Source organism: Streptomyces sp. NBC_01408 (assembly GCF_026340255.1).
Lineage (GTDB): Bacteria > Actinomycetota > Actinomycetes > Streptomycetales > Streptomycetaceae > Streptomyces.
Map to the genome: position 1 here is coordinate 4,226,817 of NZ_JAPEPJ010000001.1, position 15,684 is coordinate 4,242,500.

Genomic DNA, 15,684 nt, shown 5'->3' on the forward strand with positions numbered 1-15,684 from the left:
TGTGACGGGTCAGCGTCGGCCGAAGGCCGCCAGGGGGCCGTCCTCGCGGGGTATTCGGGCCGGGCCCGCCTTGCGCGCCGCACGGGCGGCCCTGGCGGCTTGGCGCGCCTCGCGGCGGCGGCTGCGCGCCGTGCTGCTCGGCGCGGACAGGACCCCGTACCGCTGGTTCCACGTCTGCCGGGTGATCCACACGTCCAGGACGCCCCAGGTGGCCACGATGGTCCCCGCGACCGCGCCGAGGGCCATCGGGAAGGCCAGCCAGGATCCGGTGAGCGCGAGGAAGAAACTGATCGTCGCCTGGGTCAGGGTGACGGCCACGATCAGTACCGCCCGCACCGCCGACGCCCGCACCGGGTCCGGCATCCGGCGGCGACGGGCCGGTTCCTCCACCCACAGCCCGCGCCCCCGCACACCGGCCCGGCCGCCGTCCCCTGCGTCACTGCTCATGGTCCGCCCACTCCCCACCACGCGGTCCGTCATCCTGCCCGCCCCCGACGTCCGTCCGGACACCTGCACTGGACGTCTACCCAGACGTCCGCCCCCATGCGTCCCCCATGCGTCCCTCGAACTGACAGACGTACGGCGGCGGCGAGAGATTCCCGGATCCCGGACACCTCACCGGACCGGGTGGGTCCGGAACGAATAATTCCAGCCATCCATCCGGTTGCGGGAACCGAGGCCCCACGGAGTGTCATCTGCCACATATCGGGCCGCTCTTGACCGGAAGTATCGGACAACTGGTGATCTTCGTCCAGGGGTCCGGCCGAAAACGTCCGGACACCCCTTCGAGGCCGCTCCGTGGCAGTAGTAGGCTCACGCCGTTTAAATGACGGAACACCGACCCCCGACAACGGGGTTGAGCTGGGGGAGGCTGGGGAGGCCATGCGCTTTCGCGGGAAGTCCATCCGCCGGAAGATCGTGGCGTTGCTCCTTGTGCCGCTCGTCTCCCTGACCGCCCTCTGGGGCTTCGCCACGGTCATCACCGGCCGTCAGGCCGTCCAACTCCTCGATGTCGCCTACGTCATCGACAAGGTCGGGTACCCCATCGAGGACGTCGTCCGCGTCGTCCAGAAGGAACGCCGCCAGAGCCTCGTCGTACTCGGCGACCCCCGCGCCGCGACCGCGACCGCCGAACTCGCCAAGTACCGCGCGGCCACCGACGACGTCGTCGAACGGATCGGCGCGAACGCCCGGGACCCCGAGGTCACCGACGAGCTGAGCGCCTCGAACGCCCAGCGCCTGCGCTCCATCCTCGCCGCGTTCCACGGCATCAGCGCCCTGCGCCGCTCCGTCGACCAGAACACCCTGGACCCCAGCCAGGCACTGGAGCTCTACAGCCGCCTCGTCGACCCCTGCTACGAGTTCCTCATGAACCTCCACGCGCTGGAGAACGTCGAGATGGACAAGCAGGGACGCGCCCTCGTCGGCATCACCCGGGCCCGCGAGGCGCTCTCACGCGAGGACGCCGTCATCGCCTCCGCCCTCGCCGCCCGCAGCGTCGGCGCCGCCGACCTCCGCAACGTCTCCGACTTCGCCGCCAACCGCACGCTGCTGTACGAGTTCAACCTCGCGATCCTCCCGGCCGCCGACCGCCAGCGGTTCGAGGAGTACTGGGCCGGCCCCGACACCAAGGCGCTGCGCGACGCGGAGGAACGGTTCCTCACGGGCGGCGCGGTCAAGAACCCCCGCGTGACCTCCGCCCAGTGGGACGAGGCCGCCGCCCAGGTCCTCGACGACCTCGCCACCATGGGCACCGCCGCGGGGGACCGCTACCAGAAGCGCGTCGAACCCGTCGCCATGGACGTCCTGGTCCAGGCGGCCGTCGCCGGCGTCCTCGGCTTCATCGCCCTGGCCGTCTCCCTGATCCTCTCCGTACGCATCGGCCGCGACCTGGTCCGCGACCTGTCCCGGCTCCGCAAGGAGGCCCACGAGGCCTCCGGCGTCCGGCTGCCCGGCGTGATGCGCCGCCTCGCCGCCGGGGAACACGTGGACGTGGAGACCGAGGCGCCCCGCCTGGAGTACGAGAAGGACGAGGTCGGCCAGGTCGGCCAAGCCCTCAACACCCTCCAGCGCGCCGCCGTCGAGGCCGCCGTCAAACAGGCCGAACTGCGCCGCGGCGTCTCCGAGGTGTTCGTCAACCTCGCCCGCCGCAACCAGGTCCTGCTGCACCGCCAGCTGACCCTCCTCGACAGCATGGAACGCCGTACGGAGGACAGCGAGGAGCTGGCCGACCTCTTCCGCCTCGACCACATGACCACCCGCATGCGCCGCCACGCCGAAGGACTGGTGATCCTCTCCGGCGCCGCGCCCTCCCGCCAGTGGCGCAAGCCCGTCCAGCTCATGGACGTCGTACGGGCCGCCGTCGCCGAGGTCGAGGACTACGAGCGCATCGAGGTGCGCCGCCTGCCGCGCCTGGGCATCGCCGGCCCCGCCGTCGCCGACGTCACCCACCTCGTCGCCGAACTGCTGGAGAACGCCACCGTGTTCTCGCCGCCGCACACCGCCGTCCAGGTGCACGGCGAACGCGTGGCCAACGGCTTCACCCTGGAGATCCACGACCGCGGCCTCGGCATGAACCCCGAGGCGCTGCTCGACGCGAACCTGCGGCTCGCCGAGACCCCCGAGTTCGAACTCTCCGACACCGACCGGCTCGGCCTGTTCGTCGTCAGCCGCCTCGCCCGGCGCCACAGCGTCAAGGTGGTCCTCCAGCGCAGCCCGTACGGGGGCACCACCGCGGTGGTCTTCCTCCCGGCGGCCCTGCTCACCGAGGCCCCCGACACCAACGGCACGGGCGTCCGGCTGGACCCGGCCAAGGGCGGCCGGGCCGCGAGGCCCCGTACCATCCCGTCCGGGCCGTCCGCCCGGACCGCGCCCGCCGTCGTGGAGCGCGCCCCGTCGGGCCGCCCGCTCCCGGCCGCCGACCTCCGCCGCCCGGTCGAGCTGGAGGCCCCGCTCGGGGCCTTCGGCCTGGAGGCGGTGGACGGCCTCGACGACCCCGCCGCCCCGGACCCGGGCACCGGCCCCGTGGGCGGCCCGGCCCGCCCGGCCATGGCGACCCTGGACGACGAGACCCCGCCCAACGGCACCCCGCGCAGCGCCCTGCTCGGGCTGCGCCCGGCGGACCGGCCGCACACCGACCGGCACGTGGAGCGGGGCGGCGCCTGGAAGACCGACCGCGAGGGCTTCCGCGACCGGGACGGCGTCCGCGACGGCGACCGGCACGCCGGACGGCACGCCGACCGGCGCCCGGGCGGAGACCGCGAGCCGCTGGCCCCCACCGGTCCGGTCCGCCTGGAGACCCCGCGCCGTGACGCGGCCCACCCCGACGGCGCCCGTAGCACCGGAGCGGTGCCGCTGCCGCGCCGCCGCCCCACCCCGACCCTGGTCGCCGAGCACGGCCGCCGCGTGGAGCCCCGCCCGGTCTCCGTGGTTCCGCAGCCCGCGGCCGGACCCGAGGGCGACGCCGGGAAGACCGGCCCGGGCGGCACGGCGCTGCCCCGGCGGGTCCGCCAGGCCAGCCTGGCCCCCCAGCTGAAGAACGCCGCGGCGCCCGCCGCCGCGGCCCCCGAGGCGGACCCCGTACCCGACCGTGACGCGGAGGAGGTGCGGTCGCGCATGTCCGCGCTCCAGCGCGGCTGGACGGCGGGCCGCAACCAGCACGCACAGCAGCAGTCCGGGGCCGAGGCGGGCACCCCCGCCGCCGGCGGCCCCGGCTCCGAGAACGAAGGGGACGGTCGATGACCGCACCGCAGACCGGCAACGACAGCAGGGGCCGCGGCTCCGGCCCGCTCAACTGGCTCCTCGACGAGCTCGTCGACCGGGTCGGCAGCATCCGCAAGGCGGTGGTCCTGTCCGGCGACGGCCTGCCCACCGGCAGCTCCAAGGACCTGACCCGCGAGGACAGCGAGCACCTGGCCGCCGTGGCCTCCGGCTTCCACAGCCTGGCCAAGGGCGTCGGCCGGCACTTCGACTCCGGCACCGTGCGCCAGACCGTCGTCGAGCTCGACGAGGCCTTCCTCTTCGTCATGGCGGCCGGCGACGGCAGCTGCCTGGCCGTCCTGTCCGACGCCGACTCCGACGTCGGACAGGTCGCCTACGAGATGACGCTGATGGTCAAGCGAGTGGGCGACCACCTGGCGACCGCCCCGCGCACCGGGCTGCCAACCGGAGGGTGAGTCGGACGGCATGAGCGATTCCGGCCAGGACAGCCCCACCGACAGCCCCACCGGCATCCCCGCCGGCACCGGGGCCGGCGCCCCGCCTGGCACACCCGTCACGGCTCAGGGCTACGAGCACCCGCACTGGTTCGACGACGACGCGGGACCCGTGGTGCGCCCGTACGCGATGACCCGCGGCCGGACCAGCCACGCCGGCCAGCACCGGCTCGACCTGATCGCGCTCGTCGTCGCCGAACCGGCGGCCGACGATCCGGTCTGGGACATGACCCTGTCCCCGGAACACGCCCACATCCTGGGGCTGTGCCGGGGGCGGCCGCAGTCGGTCGCGGAACTGGCGGCCGACCTCGACCTCGCGGTCGGGGTCGTCCGGGTCCTGATCGGCGACCTGGTCGACGACGAACTGGTCCACGTGACCCGGCCGGTACCTCCGGCCGAACTCCCCGATGAATCCATTCTGCGTGAGGTGATCGATGGCCTTCGGGCGCTCTAGCCGCACCGGTGCCATGCACGCCGTGTCGCCGGTCGAGCCGCTGACCCTGAAGATCCTGGTCGCGGGCGGCTTCGGGGTGGGCAAAACCACCCTGGTCAGTGCGGTGAGTGAGATCAGGCCGCTACGGACCGAGGAACAGCTCTCGGAACCGGGCATCGGCATCGACGACACCGGGGGAGTGGAGGGCAAGAGCACCACGACCGTGGCCATGGACTTCGGGCGCATCACGCTCCGCGAGGACCTGGTGCTGTACCTGTTCGGCACACCCGGACAGGACCGCTTCTGGTTCCTGTGGGACGAGCTGGCCCAGGGCTCCCTCGGCGCCGTGGTCCTCGCCGACACCCGCCGCCTCGCGGACTGCTTCGCCGCCATCGACTACTTCGAGCGGCGCGAGATCCCGTTCGTGGTCGCCGTCAACTGCTTCGACGGCGCGGACCGGCACCCCGTGGTGACCGTACGGGAGGCCCTCGACCTCGACCCCGGGGTACCGGTGCTCCTGTGCGACGCCCGGGACCGGGAGTCGGTGAAGGACGTCCTGGTGGGGGTCGTGGAACACGCGATGTCGCTGGCCCGGTCGCGGCGCCGGAGCCTGACACCGGGATCCTTTCCTGAAGCCTGACAGCAGGCCCGGCGCCGGAGCCCCGTACGGCGGGTGGCCTGACATGGAGGCGGCCCGTACCCCCGCCGACTGGGGTACGGGCCGCGGCTCTCATGGGGGGATGCGGGGTCCCAGTCGCGGCGCGGGACTGTGGAGCGAGTGTGAACCCGCCGCAGGGGGCCGTCAAGCACCCCGACAACACGCGCTGTTCAGCGCACGGCGACCACGGCCGACCCGTGTCCGAACAGCCCCTGGTTGGCGGTGATCCCGGCCCGCGCCCCGGGAACCTGCCGGTCCCCGGCCGTACCCCGCAGCTGCCACGTCAGCTCGCACACCTGGGCGATCGCCTGCGCCGGCACCGCCTCCCCGAAGGAGGCCAGCCCGCCGCTGGTGTTGACGGGGATCCGCCCGCCGAGGGCCGTCGCCCCCTCCCGTACGAGCTTCGCCCCCTCGCCCTCCCCGCACAGGCCGATGTCCTCGTACCACTCCAGCTCCAGCGCGGTGGACAGGTCGTACACCTCGGCGAGCGAGAGGTCGTCCGGCCCGAGCCCGGCCTCCTCGTAGGCGGCGCGGGCAATCGAGGACCGGAACGAGCCGGGCGCCGGGCGCACCGCCACCGAGGAGTCGGTGGCGATGTCGGGCAGGTCCAGGACGGTCCGCGGATAGGTCGGCGTCACCGTGGACACGGCGCGGATCCGCACCGGGTCCGCGATCCCGCGCGAGCGTGCGAAGTCCATGCTGCTCAGCACCAGGGCCGCGCCCCCGTCCGAGGTGGCGCAGATGTCCAGCAACCGCAGCGGATCGGCGACGACGGCCGAGGCGGCGACCTCGTCGGCGGTCACGGTCTTGCGGTAGCGGGCGTTCGGGTTGAGCGCCCCGGCCGCCGCGTTCTTCACCTTGACCTGGGCGAAGTCCTCCGGGGTGTCCCCGTACACGGCCATCCGGCGGCGCGCGTACAGCGCGAAGTACGCCGGGTTGGTGGCTCCCAGCACACGGAAGCGCAGCCAGTCCGGATCGTCCGGCCGCTCGCCTCCCGCCGGCGCGAAGAAGCCCTTGGGCGCGGCGTCCGCCCCCACCACCAGCACGACGTCGGCCAGCCCGGCCAGGATCTGCGCCCGGGCCGTCCCGATCGCCTGCGCCCCCGACGCGCAGGCGGCGTACACGCTGGTCACCCGAGCCCCCTGCCAGCCGAGGGCGCGGGCGAAGGTCGCCCCGGCCACGTAGCCCGGGTAGCCGCCCCGTACGGTGTCGGCGCCGACGACGGACTGCACGTCCGTCCAGTCCAGACCGGCGTCGGCGAGCGCCGCCCGCGCGGCGGCCCGCCCGTACTCGACGAAGCTGCGGCCCCATTTGCCCCACGGGTGCATCCCGGCGCCGAGGACGGCGACGTCGGCGCTCACGACCCGGCTCCCGCGGCGGGGACCGGCCGGAACCGCCAGGTGGTCCAGGCGGTCCCGGCGTCCTCGTTCAGTACGCCGCCCTCCACCTCGACCTCCGCCCCGACCGCCAGATCGGCCAGGGTCACCCCGGGCGCCGCCTGGCCCAGTACGACCATCCCCTCGGCCGCCAGCTCCACCGCGACCAGGGTGTACGGCTCCCAGGGCGCGTCCGGGTCGGACACGTACGGGGCGGGTGGCCGGTACCGCCCGTCGGTGTAGGACCAGACCCGCCCGCGCGCGGACAGCGGCACCTCGGCGAGCTCGCCGCCGCCGGCGCAGTGCGGGTTGCGGCAGTACGCGTCCTCGCGCGGGAAGTACACGGTGGTGCAGGCGGAACACCGGGTGCCGAGCAGCCGGAAGCCGCCGTCTGGTCCGTGCTCGGTGAACCACCCGTCCACGACGGGTGTGCGTGTGAGTGCCAAGACCCCTCCCCTGCCGAATCTGACGCATCGTCAGGAGTCTGCCACGGGAGGACCGGCCCGGTCACCGGTTCTCGGCAAGCCACTTCTGGGCGATCTCGGCCAGCTCCGCGTCCCGGCCGGCCAGCATCATCCGGATCATCTGGGCGTCCCCGCGCAGCGACCACCCCGGATTCCCGAAGGTCGCCGGATTGTTCCCCTCGATCAGGAAGTGCGCGGGCCAGGCCGTCCCGTACCCGATCAGGGGGAGCGCCGCGAGATACCGCTTGCGGCCACGGGCCAGCCCGTAGGCCGTCACGGCGAGACCGGTGAGGGTCCCGGCGAGGTGCACCCAGCGGGTGGCGGCGCGGGAATGCATGGCGACGTAGTAGGGCCAGAACTCCTCGTACGAACTGAATGTCATACGGGCACGGTACTCACGGCCGCACGGCGGCGACAGCGACCGGGAAATCGAAATGCGTCTCCGGAAACGCCTCGGGCCGCAAGGTGAAGTGCCACCACTCCTCCGGGAGGTTGACGAAACCCTGCTCCCCGAGCGCACCCTTCAGCACCTGCCGGTTGGCCCGCGCCGCGGCCCCGATCCGCGGATCGTCGGTGTGCGAGAGCGGATCGAAGAAATCGAAGGGAGTCCCCATGTCCACCTCCCGCCCCGAGAGCTCCACCAGGGTCAAGTCGACCGTACTCCCGCGGCTGTGCCCGGACTTCTCCGCGATGTACCCCTCGGGAATCAGCCGGCCGCGCTCCACGTTCGGATAGAACTCCGCCTTCGCCCGCGCGTCCCCGGGGCCGTCGGGCTCGCGGGCCCACCGCACGAAGTGGTCGACCGCCCGCTGGGGCCGGTAGCAGTCGTACACCCGCAGCGCGTACCCGCGCCGCAACAGCCCCCGCTGCGCCCGCCGCAGCGCCTGCGCCGCGGGACGGGCCAGCAGGCAGACGGGCTCCTCGTACCCGTCCACCACCCCGCCGGTGAAATTCCACGCACCGGCGTACCGCATGTCCTGACGGATACTCGGATCCACCTCGCGCAGCGCGACGAACCCGGCCGAAGCGGAGCCCTTTGCCGGTACGGCCACGAACCCTCCGGCGGGCACCGCCGCGAGCACCCCGGCAGCGAGCCCCACAACAACCCTGATCCACATACCCCTTGGCATACCATCGCGGGATGCCGGCACAGCTGAAGGACTCGCACTGCTCCACCTGCGGAGCGCCGTACGGATCGACCGCCTGGCCCCGCACCTGCACCGCGTGCGGCGCCACCGCCTACCGCAACCCGCTCCCGGTCGCCGTCACCCTCCTCCCCGTCGAGGACGAGCACGGCACCGGCCTCGTCGTCATCACGCGCACCATCGAACCGGCCCTCGGCGGGGTCGCCCTGCCCGGCGGCTTCATGGACTTCGGTGAGGACTGGCGCGAGTCCGTCGTCCGCGAACTCCGCGAGGAGACCGGCATCACCGCCCCGGCCTCGGACGTCACCCTGGCCGACGCCCTGAGCTCCCCGGGGGGCCACCTGCTCCTCTTCGGCCTCCTGCCGAAGCGCCCGGCCGCCGCCCTGCCCGCCTCGACGGCGACCGACGAGACCACGGGCTGGCACATCCTCCGGACCCCCACGGAACTGGCCTTCCCCCTGCACACCCAAGCGGCGGCCAACTGGTTCGCGGGCACGTACGCCTGACCCCTGCGGGGGGCTTGGCCGGGTGCGGCGCCGTTGCTGGGGCTCTGCCCCAGGCCCCGCGCCTCAATCGCCGGCGGGGCTGGGTTTGGCCTTGGCCCTGGCGGGGGCTTGGCCGGGTGCTGCTGTGGGTCGGGGCCGCTCCGGAGCGTCTCCTCGGCTCGCGCACTGAGCCCCGGCTACGAGAGTCCGGCCCGGGTTGCGCGCTCGTCCTGCGGGGACTCTCCTGCGCGACCCCGCCCCACGCCCAGGCTCCGGAAGCAGGGCCCGGGCCGGGCTGGGCGTTTGGCGGGACTCGTGGTGGAGGGGAGTGGGGACGCGCAGGGTTGTCCCCGCAGGACGAGCGCGCAACCTGGGCCGATGGCGTCGGGTCAGGCTCAGTGCGCGAGCCGAGGAGACAACCCGGAGCGGCCCCGCGGACCGACCCCACCGACCAGGCCGCCTGCCCCAGGGGCCCGGGCGTAGCCGAGCCGAACCCGCCGAGCCGACCGCAGGTCAGACGCCTCGTACCGTCACGCCCTCGACCGCGTTCCCCGCCTCGTCCTCCACCACCACCGCGTCCCCGAGCCAGCGCACCACGTACCGCTCCACCTCGCCCGGCTCGAAGCCCGGCCCCGGGTCGCGGATCACCACCCCGCCGCCCGTGCGCCCGCGCGCCGGCGCCCAGGCCTCCAGGGTCACCGCCCCGGCCCCGGCCCCGGCCCCGCCCCCGGCCCCCTCCCCGTCGCCGCCGGCACCCGCCCGGACCGCCAGCACCGCGCCCGCCCGCGCCAGCACCGGGATCCGCCCCGGCGGGGCGTCGAGGAGGACCTGGCCCGGGCCCTCGTACGCCGCCCCGGTCGCGGTGTCGTACCACCGCCCCCGCGGCAGCCGCACCGCCCGCCGGTCCGCCCCGCACTCCATCACCGGGGCCACCAGCAGCGCGTCGCCGAGCAGGAACGCGTCCTCGCAGTCCCGCAGCCCCCGCTCCTCCGGCGCCCCCCACCACAGCGGCCGCACGTAGGGGGCCCCGGTCCGCCGCGCCAGATGGGCCAGCGTCACGAAGTACGGCCGCAGCCGCTCCCGCTCCGCCAGCACCGCCCGCGCGTGCTCCTCCACCTCCGGCCCGAACTCCCACGGCTCCCGCCGCCCGGCCCACAGCGCCGAGTGGGTCCGGAACAGCGGCAGGTACGCCCCGAGCTGGAGCCACCGCAGGTACAGCTCGCCCGACGGCGACCCGCCGAAGCCCCCCACGTCCGGCCCCGAGTACGGCACCCCGCACAGCCCCAGCCCCAGCACCAGCGCGAGGGAGGCCCGCAGCCCCTCCCAGCTGGTCTCGACGTCGCCCGACCACGTGCCCCCGTACCTCTGCATCCCCGCCCAACCCGACCGCGAGAACAGGAACGGCCGCTCGGCGGGCCGCAGCCGCAGCAGCCCCTCCCACCCCGCCCGCGCCATCGCGAGCGCGTACACGTTGTGCCCCTCCCGGTGGTCCCCGCCCGCGCCGTCCAACGCGTGCCGCGCCGACCGGGGCAGCGTGGCGTCCCCGAACGGGGCGAAGGAAACCGGCTCGTTCATGTCGTGCCAGAAGCCGGCGAAGCCCCGCGCGAGCCGCTCCTCGTACAGCCCGCCCCACCACTCCCGCACCGCCGGATCAGTGAAGTCCGGATACGCACACGAGCCCGGCCAGACCTCGCCGCGCACCTCCACGCCCCGCGCGTCCCGTATGAAAGCCCCGCCCGGCCCCACCGCCAGCCCCGACGCGTGCACCGCGTCCCCGGCCTTCACCGCCGGATCGACGATGGAGACCAGCCGCACCCCCCGCTCACCCAACTCCCGCGCCAGCCCCGGCAGATCCGCGAACCGCTCCTCGTCCACCGTGAAGACCCGGTGGCCGTCGTAGTGGTCGATGTCCAGATGCACGGCCGACAGCGCGAGCCCACGTTCCGCATAGCCCCCGACCACCCGCCGCACCTCCGCAGCACTGCCGAACCCCCACCGCGCGTGCTGGTACCCCAAGGCCCACTCCGGCGGCACCGCCGCGGCGCCCGTCAGCCCCGACCAGCCCTGCAGCACCCGCGCCGGCGTCCCCGTCAGCACCCAGCACCTGAGCGGTCCGCCCTCCACGCGCAGCTCGCTCGACCCCGCCCGGTCCGCCCCCGAGCCAGCGCCCTCCTCGCCTTCGCGCAGCGTCACCCGCCCGTCCCAGGAGTTGTCGTGGAACACCAGGTGCGTCCCCGCGTCCGCCACCACCATCTGCACCGGCATCGTGATGTACAGCGGATCGTCCCCCCGCCCGAAACCGCCCTTCGGGTCGGTGTTCCACAGCCGGTACACCCCGTCCCGCAGCCGCGGCCCCGCCGCCCGCCCGCCCAGCCCGAAGAACCGCGCGTCCGCCGGCACCTCGCTGCGCTGCACCCACCGCGTCCCGGCCCCCTCGGCGCCGTCCACCGGCTCCCACCACCGCGGCGGCAGCTCCCGCCGCAGCACCGTCCCGCCCGGAGTGCGCACCTCCACCGCGCCGTGCCGCGACACCGCCACCGTCACCCGCTCCGACACCACCCGCCAGCCGCCCTCGGTGTCGGGCTCCAGCACGGCTCGCGGATCCGGCTCCGGCCCGCTGCCCACCACTGCGTACGAGGGCGTCGGCGCGGCCCCGTCCCAGCCCCAGAACACCGCGCCGCCCACGGTGACCCGTACCAGCAGCTCCGAGCGGGCGAAGCGCAGCACGCCCCCGCCCGGCCGCGGCTCCGTACCGGTCAGCAGCCCCGGCACCCGCGCCCGCTCCGCGCCCCGGCGCGGGAGCCCCACCGCATCCGCGCGCCGGTGGCGCCAGGCGGACAGCAGGGCCCGCCGTCCGCGCTCCGTACCGATGTCCTTGACCGCACGCACCAGATCACGACCGTCCATGGAGATCACCCTGCCACCGGGCCCCCGCCGCAGGTGCTGCGTTCAACTGCCGTTCACCCGCAGGCGATCACCGGCGACCGGTGGCGGCCCACATGCCGCCCGCCCCGCGAGCGGCGATGACGACTCTGGTGCGGATGTCGATCACGTGGCATGGTCCCCTGTGAGCCGCCGCGCACCCACCCGCCGCGCGATGGCACCGTACGCACACGAAGCGCGAGCGCCAGACCTGACCGGGAGCCCACCCATGACCTCAGCCACGCAGCCGGAACCCCTCTGGGCCCCGGGCCCCGACCGGATCGCAGCGGCCCGGATCACCGCCTTCCAGGCGTGGGCCGCCGAGCGGTACGGGGCCCCCGCGGACGGCGGCTACCCCGCCCTGCACAGCTGGTCCGTCGACGAGCTCGACACCTTCTGGCAGGCCGTCGCCGACTGGTTCGACGTCCGGTTCACCACCCCGTACACGTCCGTCCTCGCCGACCGCTCCATGCCCGGCGCGCGCTGGTTCACCGGCGCCACCCTCAACTACGCCGAGCACGCCCTGCGCGCCGCCGAGGACCCGGCCCGCGCCGACGACCCCGCCCTGCTGTACGTCGACGAGACCCACGAGGCCACCCCCGTCACCTGGGCCGAGCTCCGCCGCCAGGTCGCAGCGCTCGCCGCCGAACTGCGCGCCCTCGGCGTACGCCCCGGCGACCGGGTCAGCGGCTACCTCCCCAACATCCCCGAAGCCGTCGTGGCCCTCCTCGCCACCGCTGCCGTCGGCGGCGTCTGGACCTCCTGCGCCCCCGATTTCGGCGCCCGCAGCGTCCTGGACCGCTTCCAGCAGGTCGAGCCGGTCATCCTCTTCGCCGTCGACGGCTACCGCTACGGAGGCAAGGAGCACGACCGCCGCGACACCGTCGCCGAGCTCCGCGCCGAACTGCCCTCCCTGCGCGCCGTCGTCCACATCCCGCTGCTCGGCACCCCGGCCCCCGAGGGCGCCCTCGACTGGTCCGCCCTGACCGCGGGAGACACCGAGCCCGTCTTCGAGCCGGTCCCCTTCGACCACCCCCTGTGGGTGCTGTACTCCTCCGGCACGACCGGCCTCCCCAAGGCCATCGTCCAGTCCCAGGGCGGCATCCTCCTCGAACACCTCAAGCAGCTCGGCCTGCACTGCGACCTGGGCCCCGAGGACCGGTTCTTCTGGTACACCTCCACCGGCTGGATGATGTGGAACTTCCTCGTCTCCGGCCTGCTCACCGGCACCACGGTCGTCCTCTACGACGGCAGCCCCGGTTACCCCGACACCGGCGCCCAGTGGCGCATCGCCGAGCGTACGAAGGCCACCCTGTACGGGACCTCCGCCGCGTACGTCATGGCCTGCCGCAAGGCCGAGGTCCACCCGGCCCGGGACTTCGACCTCTCCGCCGTGAAGTGCGTGGCCACCACCGGCTCCCCGCTGCCGCCCGACGGTTTCCGCTGGCTCCACGACGAGGTGGCCGAGGACCTCTGGATCGCCTCCGTCAGCGGCGGCACCGACGTCTGCAGCTGTTTCGCGGGCGCCGTCCCCACCCTGCCCGTCCACATCGGCGAGCTCCAGGCCCCCTGCCTGGGTACGGACCTCCAGTCCTGGGACCCGTCCGGCAAGCCCCTCATCGGCGAGGTCGGCGAACTCGTCGTCACCAACCCCATGCCGTCCATGCCGATCCACTTCTGGAACGACCCCGACGGCAGCCGCTACCGCGAAAGCTACTTCGAGATGTTCCCCGGCGTCTGGCGCCACGGGGACTGGATCACCCTCACCGACCACGGCTCGGTGATCATCCACGGCCGCTCCGACTCCACACTCAACCGCCAGGGCGTCCGGATGGGGTCCGCCGACATCTACGAGGCCGTCGAGCGACTCCCGGAGATCAAGGAATCCCTGGTCATCGGCCTGGAGGAGCCGAACGGCGGCTACTGGATGCCGCTCTTCGTCCACCTCGCCCCCGGCGCCACCCTGGACGATGACCTCCGCGGCCGCATCAAGGCGACCATCCGCGAGGAACTCTCCCCCCGCCACGTCCCCGACGAGATCATTGAGGTCCCGGGCATCCCGCACACCCTCACCGGCAAGCGCATCGAGGTCCCCGTCAAGCGACTCCTCCAGGGCACGCCGATGGCCAAGGCGGTCAACCCCGGCTCCGTCGACAACATCGACCTCCTCCACTTCTACGAGGAGCTGGCCCGCACCCGCCGCTGACACCGGCCACTGTCAGTGGCCGTGATTACTCTGAGTGAGCAAGTGATTGCGATACTCAGGGGGAGCCAGCCATGCCACCGACGAACCACGCCGGCGCCAACAGGACCAGCAGGACCCGGACCGGCCGGACCAGCAGGACGAGCAGCACCAGCAGGCGCCGTACGCTGCGCCGCGAAGTCCCCAGCACCGTGGGCCTCCTCGCCGACGCCGAGGACTTCGCGGCCATGTGCGGCTACCGCAGCTTCACCTTCGACCAGCCCGCCGACTACCCCGACTACCTCCACCACGTGGACGGCCTGCTCCGCTCCCTCGCGGCCCAGGGCATCCACACCACCGTCGCCCTCTTCGACCCCGAGGAGTACGCCGACTACTGCGCGGACCACGGTCTCGACCCCGACACCGCCGAAACCCGTACGCGCTTCACCGCGGAACTCGCCGGAGCCGGGGCCGGGCTGCCCTACGGGGGCCAGCCCGTCGACGAGCTCGTCCCGCTCCTCGTGGACGAGGCCGTCCGGCACGCCACCTGGGAGTACGCCACCACCCTCCTGGCGCAGGTAGGGGCCTGCGCGGACTGCGGCGAGGACATCGGCCAGGCTTCCTTCGAGCGCGCCGCCGCCGCGCTGAGGCGCCTGCTCGCAGGCGCGGACCCGGGCCACCACCACCTCGTCTGCAGCGTCCCGACCGAGACGGAACAGCTCGTCGCCGTCCTGCACGCGCAGACGTCGGGGGATCCGGAGGCCCTGCCCCTCGTGGAGAGCCGGGAGAGCCTCGACTTCGTGACGGTCCTGGCCGCCGGACTCGCCCTGGGCGGCCCCGGCGGACTGGTCCTGCGGAGCACCGCCGAGGGCCACCGGGACCGGGTCCACGGCTGGCGCCTGGACCGCGGCCGCCTCACCGCACTCTCGGCGGCGGCCGTGTTCAATGCCTACTGCACCGACGCCGACACCGGAGAGCCCGTCGCCCCCGAACCGGGCGTCGAATACTGCCCGGGCTACGAGGTGGACGACCCGGGCCCGCACGGGTAGGCCGCGGGCGACGGCCGAGGGGCCCCCGCCACTGGCGAAGGCCCCTCGACTCCAACAACGACCCGGCAAAGGGCCAGACCGACCGGCTACTCGCCGGACAGCACCGCCTGGGCGGCCACGCGGGCCTCCTCGGCGGTGTCCGTCGCACGCGCGGCGGCCGCGGCCCGCTCGCACTGGGCGAGCGTGTACTTCGCGAGCGTCGCCCGCACGTACGGAATCGAAGCGGCACCCATCGACAGGGAGGTGACACCGAGACCGGTCAGCACACAGGCCAGCAGCGGGTCGGAAGCCGCCTCGCCACAGACGCCACAGCTCTTGCCCTCCGCCTTCGCGGCATCCGCCGACAGGGCGATGAGGTCGAGCAGCGCGGGCTGCCACGGGTCCTGCAGCCGGGAGACGGCGCCCACCTGCCGGTCCGCGGCGAAGGCATACTGCGCGAGGTCGTTGGTGCCCAGCGACAGGAACTCGACCTCCTGCAGGATCGAGCGCGCCCGCAGCGCGGCGGAGGGGATCTCCACCATCGCGCCGAACTTCGCCCGCAGCCCGGCCTCACGGCAGGCGTCGGCGAAGGCCTTGGCGTCGATCCGGTCCGCCACCATCGGGGCCATGACCTCGAGGTAGACCGGCAGGCCCTCGGCGGCCTTGGCCAGCGCGGTGAGCTGCGTACGCAGCACCTCCGGGTGGTCGAGCAGCGCGCGCAGACCGCGCACGCCCAGCGCCGGGTTCGGCTCGTCGGCCGGAGTCAGGAAGTCCAGC

Annotated in this window: 14 protein-coding genes (1 of these 14 cut by a window edge); 7 read left to right on the plus strand and 7 right to left on the minus strand. The window is 74.0% G+C overall.

Annotated features, from left to right (window positions below):
* Positions 1-9 precede the first annotated feature (9 nt).
* Positions 10-447: a hypothetical protein gene (locus OG447_RS19280; protein WP_266938044.1), complete on the minus strand. Its 438-nt coding sequence runs from the start codon at positions 445-447 to the stop codon at positions 10-12.
* A 435-nt stretch (positions 448-882) separates the two neighbouring features.
* Here OG447_RS19280 and OG447_RS19285 point away from each other — a divergent pair, with 435 nt between their 5' ends.
* The 4 genes from OG447_RS19285 to OG447_RS19300 are packed head-to-tail and all read left to right on the plus strand — an operon-like array spanning position 883 to position 5,287.
* Positions 883-3,741, plus strand: coding sequence for a nitrate- and nitrite sensing domain-containing protein (locus OG447_RS19285; protein ID WP_266938046.1), 2,859 nt, complete (start codon positions 883-885; stop codon positions 3,739-3,741).
* Positions 3,738-4,175: a roadblock/LC7 domain-containing protein gene (locus OG447_RS19290; RefSeq protein ID WP_031146667.1), complete on the plus strand. Its 438-nt coding sequence runs from the start codon at positions 3,738-3,740 to the stop codon at positions 4,173-4,175. The genes OG447_RS19285 and OG447_RS19290 overlap by 4 nt, the downstream gene beginning before the upstream one ends.
* Before the next feature lie 10 nt (positions 4,176-4,185).
* Complete coding sequence (locus OG447_RS19295) at positions 4,186-4,668, plus strand: DUF742 domain-containing protein (RefSeq protein ID WP_266938049.1); 483 nt, start codon at positions 4,186-4,188, stop codon at positions 4,666-4,668.
* The gene (locus OG447_RS19300) at positions 4,649-5,287 is read left to right on the plus strand and encodes an ATP/GTP-binding protein (RefSeq protein WP_266938050.1); all 639 of its coding nucleotides are present in this window, start codon (positions 4,649-4,651) and stop codon (positions 5,285-5,287) included. The genes OG447_RS19295 and OG447_RS19300 overlap by 20 nt, the downstream gene beginning before the upstream one ends.
* A 188-nt stretch (positions 5,288-5,475) precedes the next feature.
* Here the strand turns inward: OG447_RS19300 and OG447_RS19305 are convergent, their stop codons facing one another.
* From OG447_RS19305 to OG447_RS19320, 4 genes are all read right to left on the minus strand, one after another.
* Positions 5,476-6,666: a lipid-transfer protein gene (locus OG447_RS19305; RefSeq protein ID WP_266938051.1), complete on the minus strand. Its 1,191-nt coding sequence runs from the start codon at positions 6,664-6,666 to the stop codon at positions 5,476-5,478.
* On the minus strand, positions 6,663-7,127 hold the full coding sequence (locus OG447_RS19310; RefSeq protein ID WP_266938053.1) for a Zn-ribbon domain-containing OB-fold protein: 465 nt from the start codon (positions 7,125-7,127) through the stop codon (positions 6,663-6,665). The genes OG447_RS19305 and OG447_RS19310 overlap by 4 nt, the downstream gene beginning before the upstream one ends.
* A 61-nt stretch (positions 7,128-7,188) precedes the next feature.
* A complete protein-coding gene (locus tag OG447_RS19315; protein ID WP_266938054.1) occupies positions 7,189-7,527 on the minus strand; it encodes a DUF962 domain-containing protein in 339 nt (112 codons plus the stop codon).
* 13 nt (positions 7,528-7,540) lie between these two features.
* Positions 7,541-8,263, minus strand: a complete 723-nt coding sequence (locus OG447_RS19320; protein ID WP_266938055.1) for a M15 family metallopeptidase — start codon at positions 8,261-8,263, stop codon at positions 7,541-7,543.
* A 23-nt stretch (positions 8,264-8,286) separates the two neighbouring features.
* Between OG447_RS19320 and OG447_RS19325 the strand changes: the two genes are divergently transcribed.
* Positions 8,287-8,796, plus strand: a complete 510-nt coding sequence (locus OG447_RS19325) for an NUDIX domain-containing protein (protein WP_266938056.1) — start codon at positions 8,287-8,289, stop codon at positions 8,794-8,796.
* Positions 8,797-9,288: 492 nt separating this feature from the next.
* Here OG447_RS19325 and OG447_RS19330 read toward each other — a convergent pair whose 3' ends face one another.
* Positions 9,289-11,682 (minus strand): TIM-barrel domain-containing protein, encoded by a 2,394-nt coding sequence (locus OG447_RS19330; protein ID WP_266938057.1) that lies wholly within the window; start codon positions 11,680-11,682, stop codon positions 9,289-9,291.
* Positions 11,683-11,926: 244 nt separating this feature from the next.
* On the opposite strand from OG447_RS19330, the gene OG447_RS19335 reads away from it, so the two are divergent.
* Positions 11,927-13,903, plus strand: coding sequence for an acetoacetate--CoA ligase (locus tag OG447_RS19335; protein WP_266938058.1), 1,977 nt, complete (start codon positions 11,927-11,929; stop codon positions 13,901-13,903).
* A 71-nt stretch (positions 13,904-13,974) separates the two neighbouring features.
* A complete protein-coding gene (locus OG447_RS19340; protein WP_266938059.1) occupies positions 13,975-14,928 on the plus strand; it encodes a hypothetical protein in 954 nt (317 codons plus the stop codon).
* Between the two features lie 86 nt (positions 14,929-15,014).
* On the opposite strand, the gene ptsP is transcribed toward OG447_RS19340, so the two are convergent.
* Positions 15,015-15,684: the final stretch of a phosphoenolpyruvate--protein phosphotransferase gene (ptsP, locus tag OG447_RS19345; protein ID WP_266938060.1), read on the minus strand. 1,001 nt of this gene lie beyond the right edge of the window; 670 of the gene's 1,671 nt are visible here — the last part of the coding sequence; its start codon lies off the right edge, out of view; the stop codon is at positions 15,015-15,017.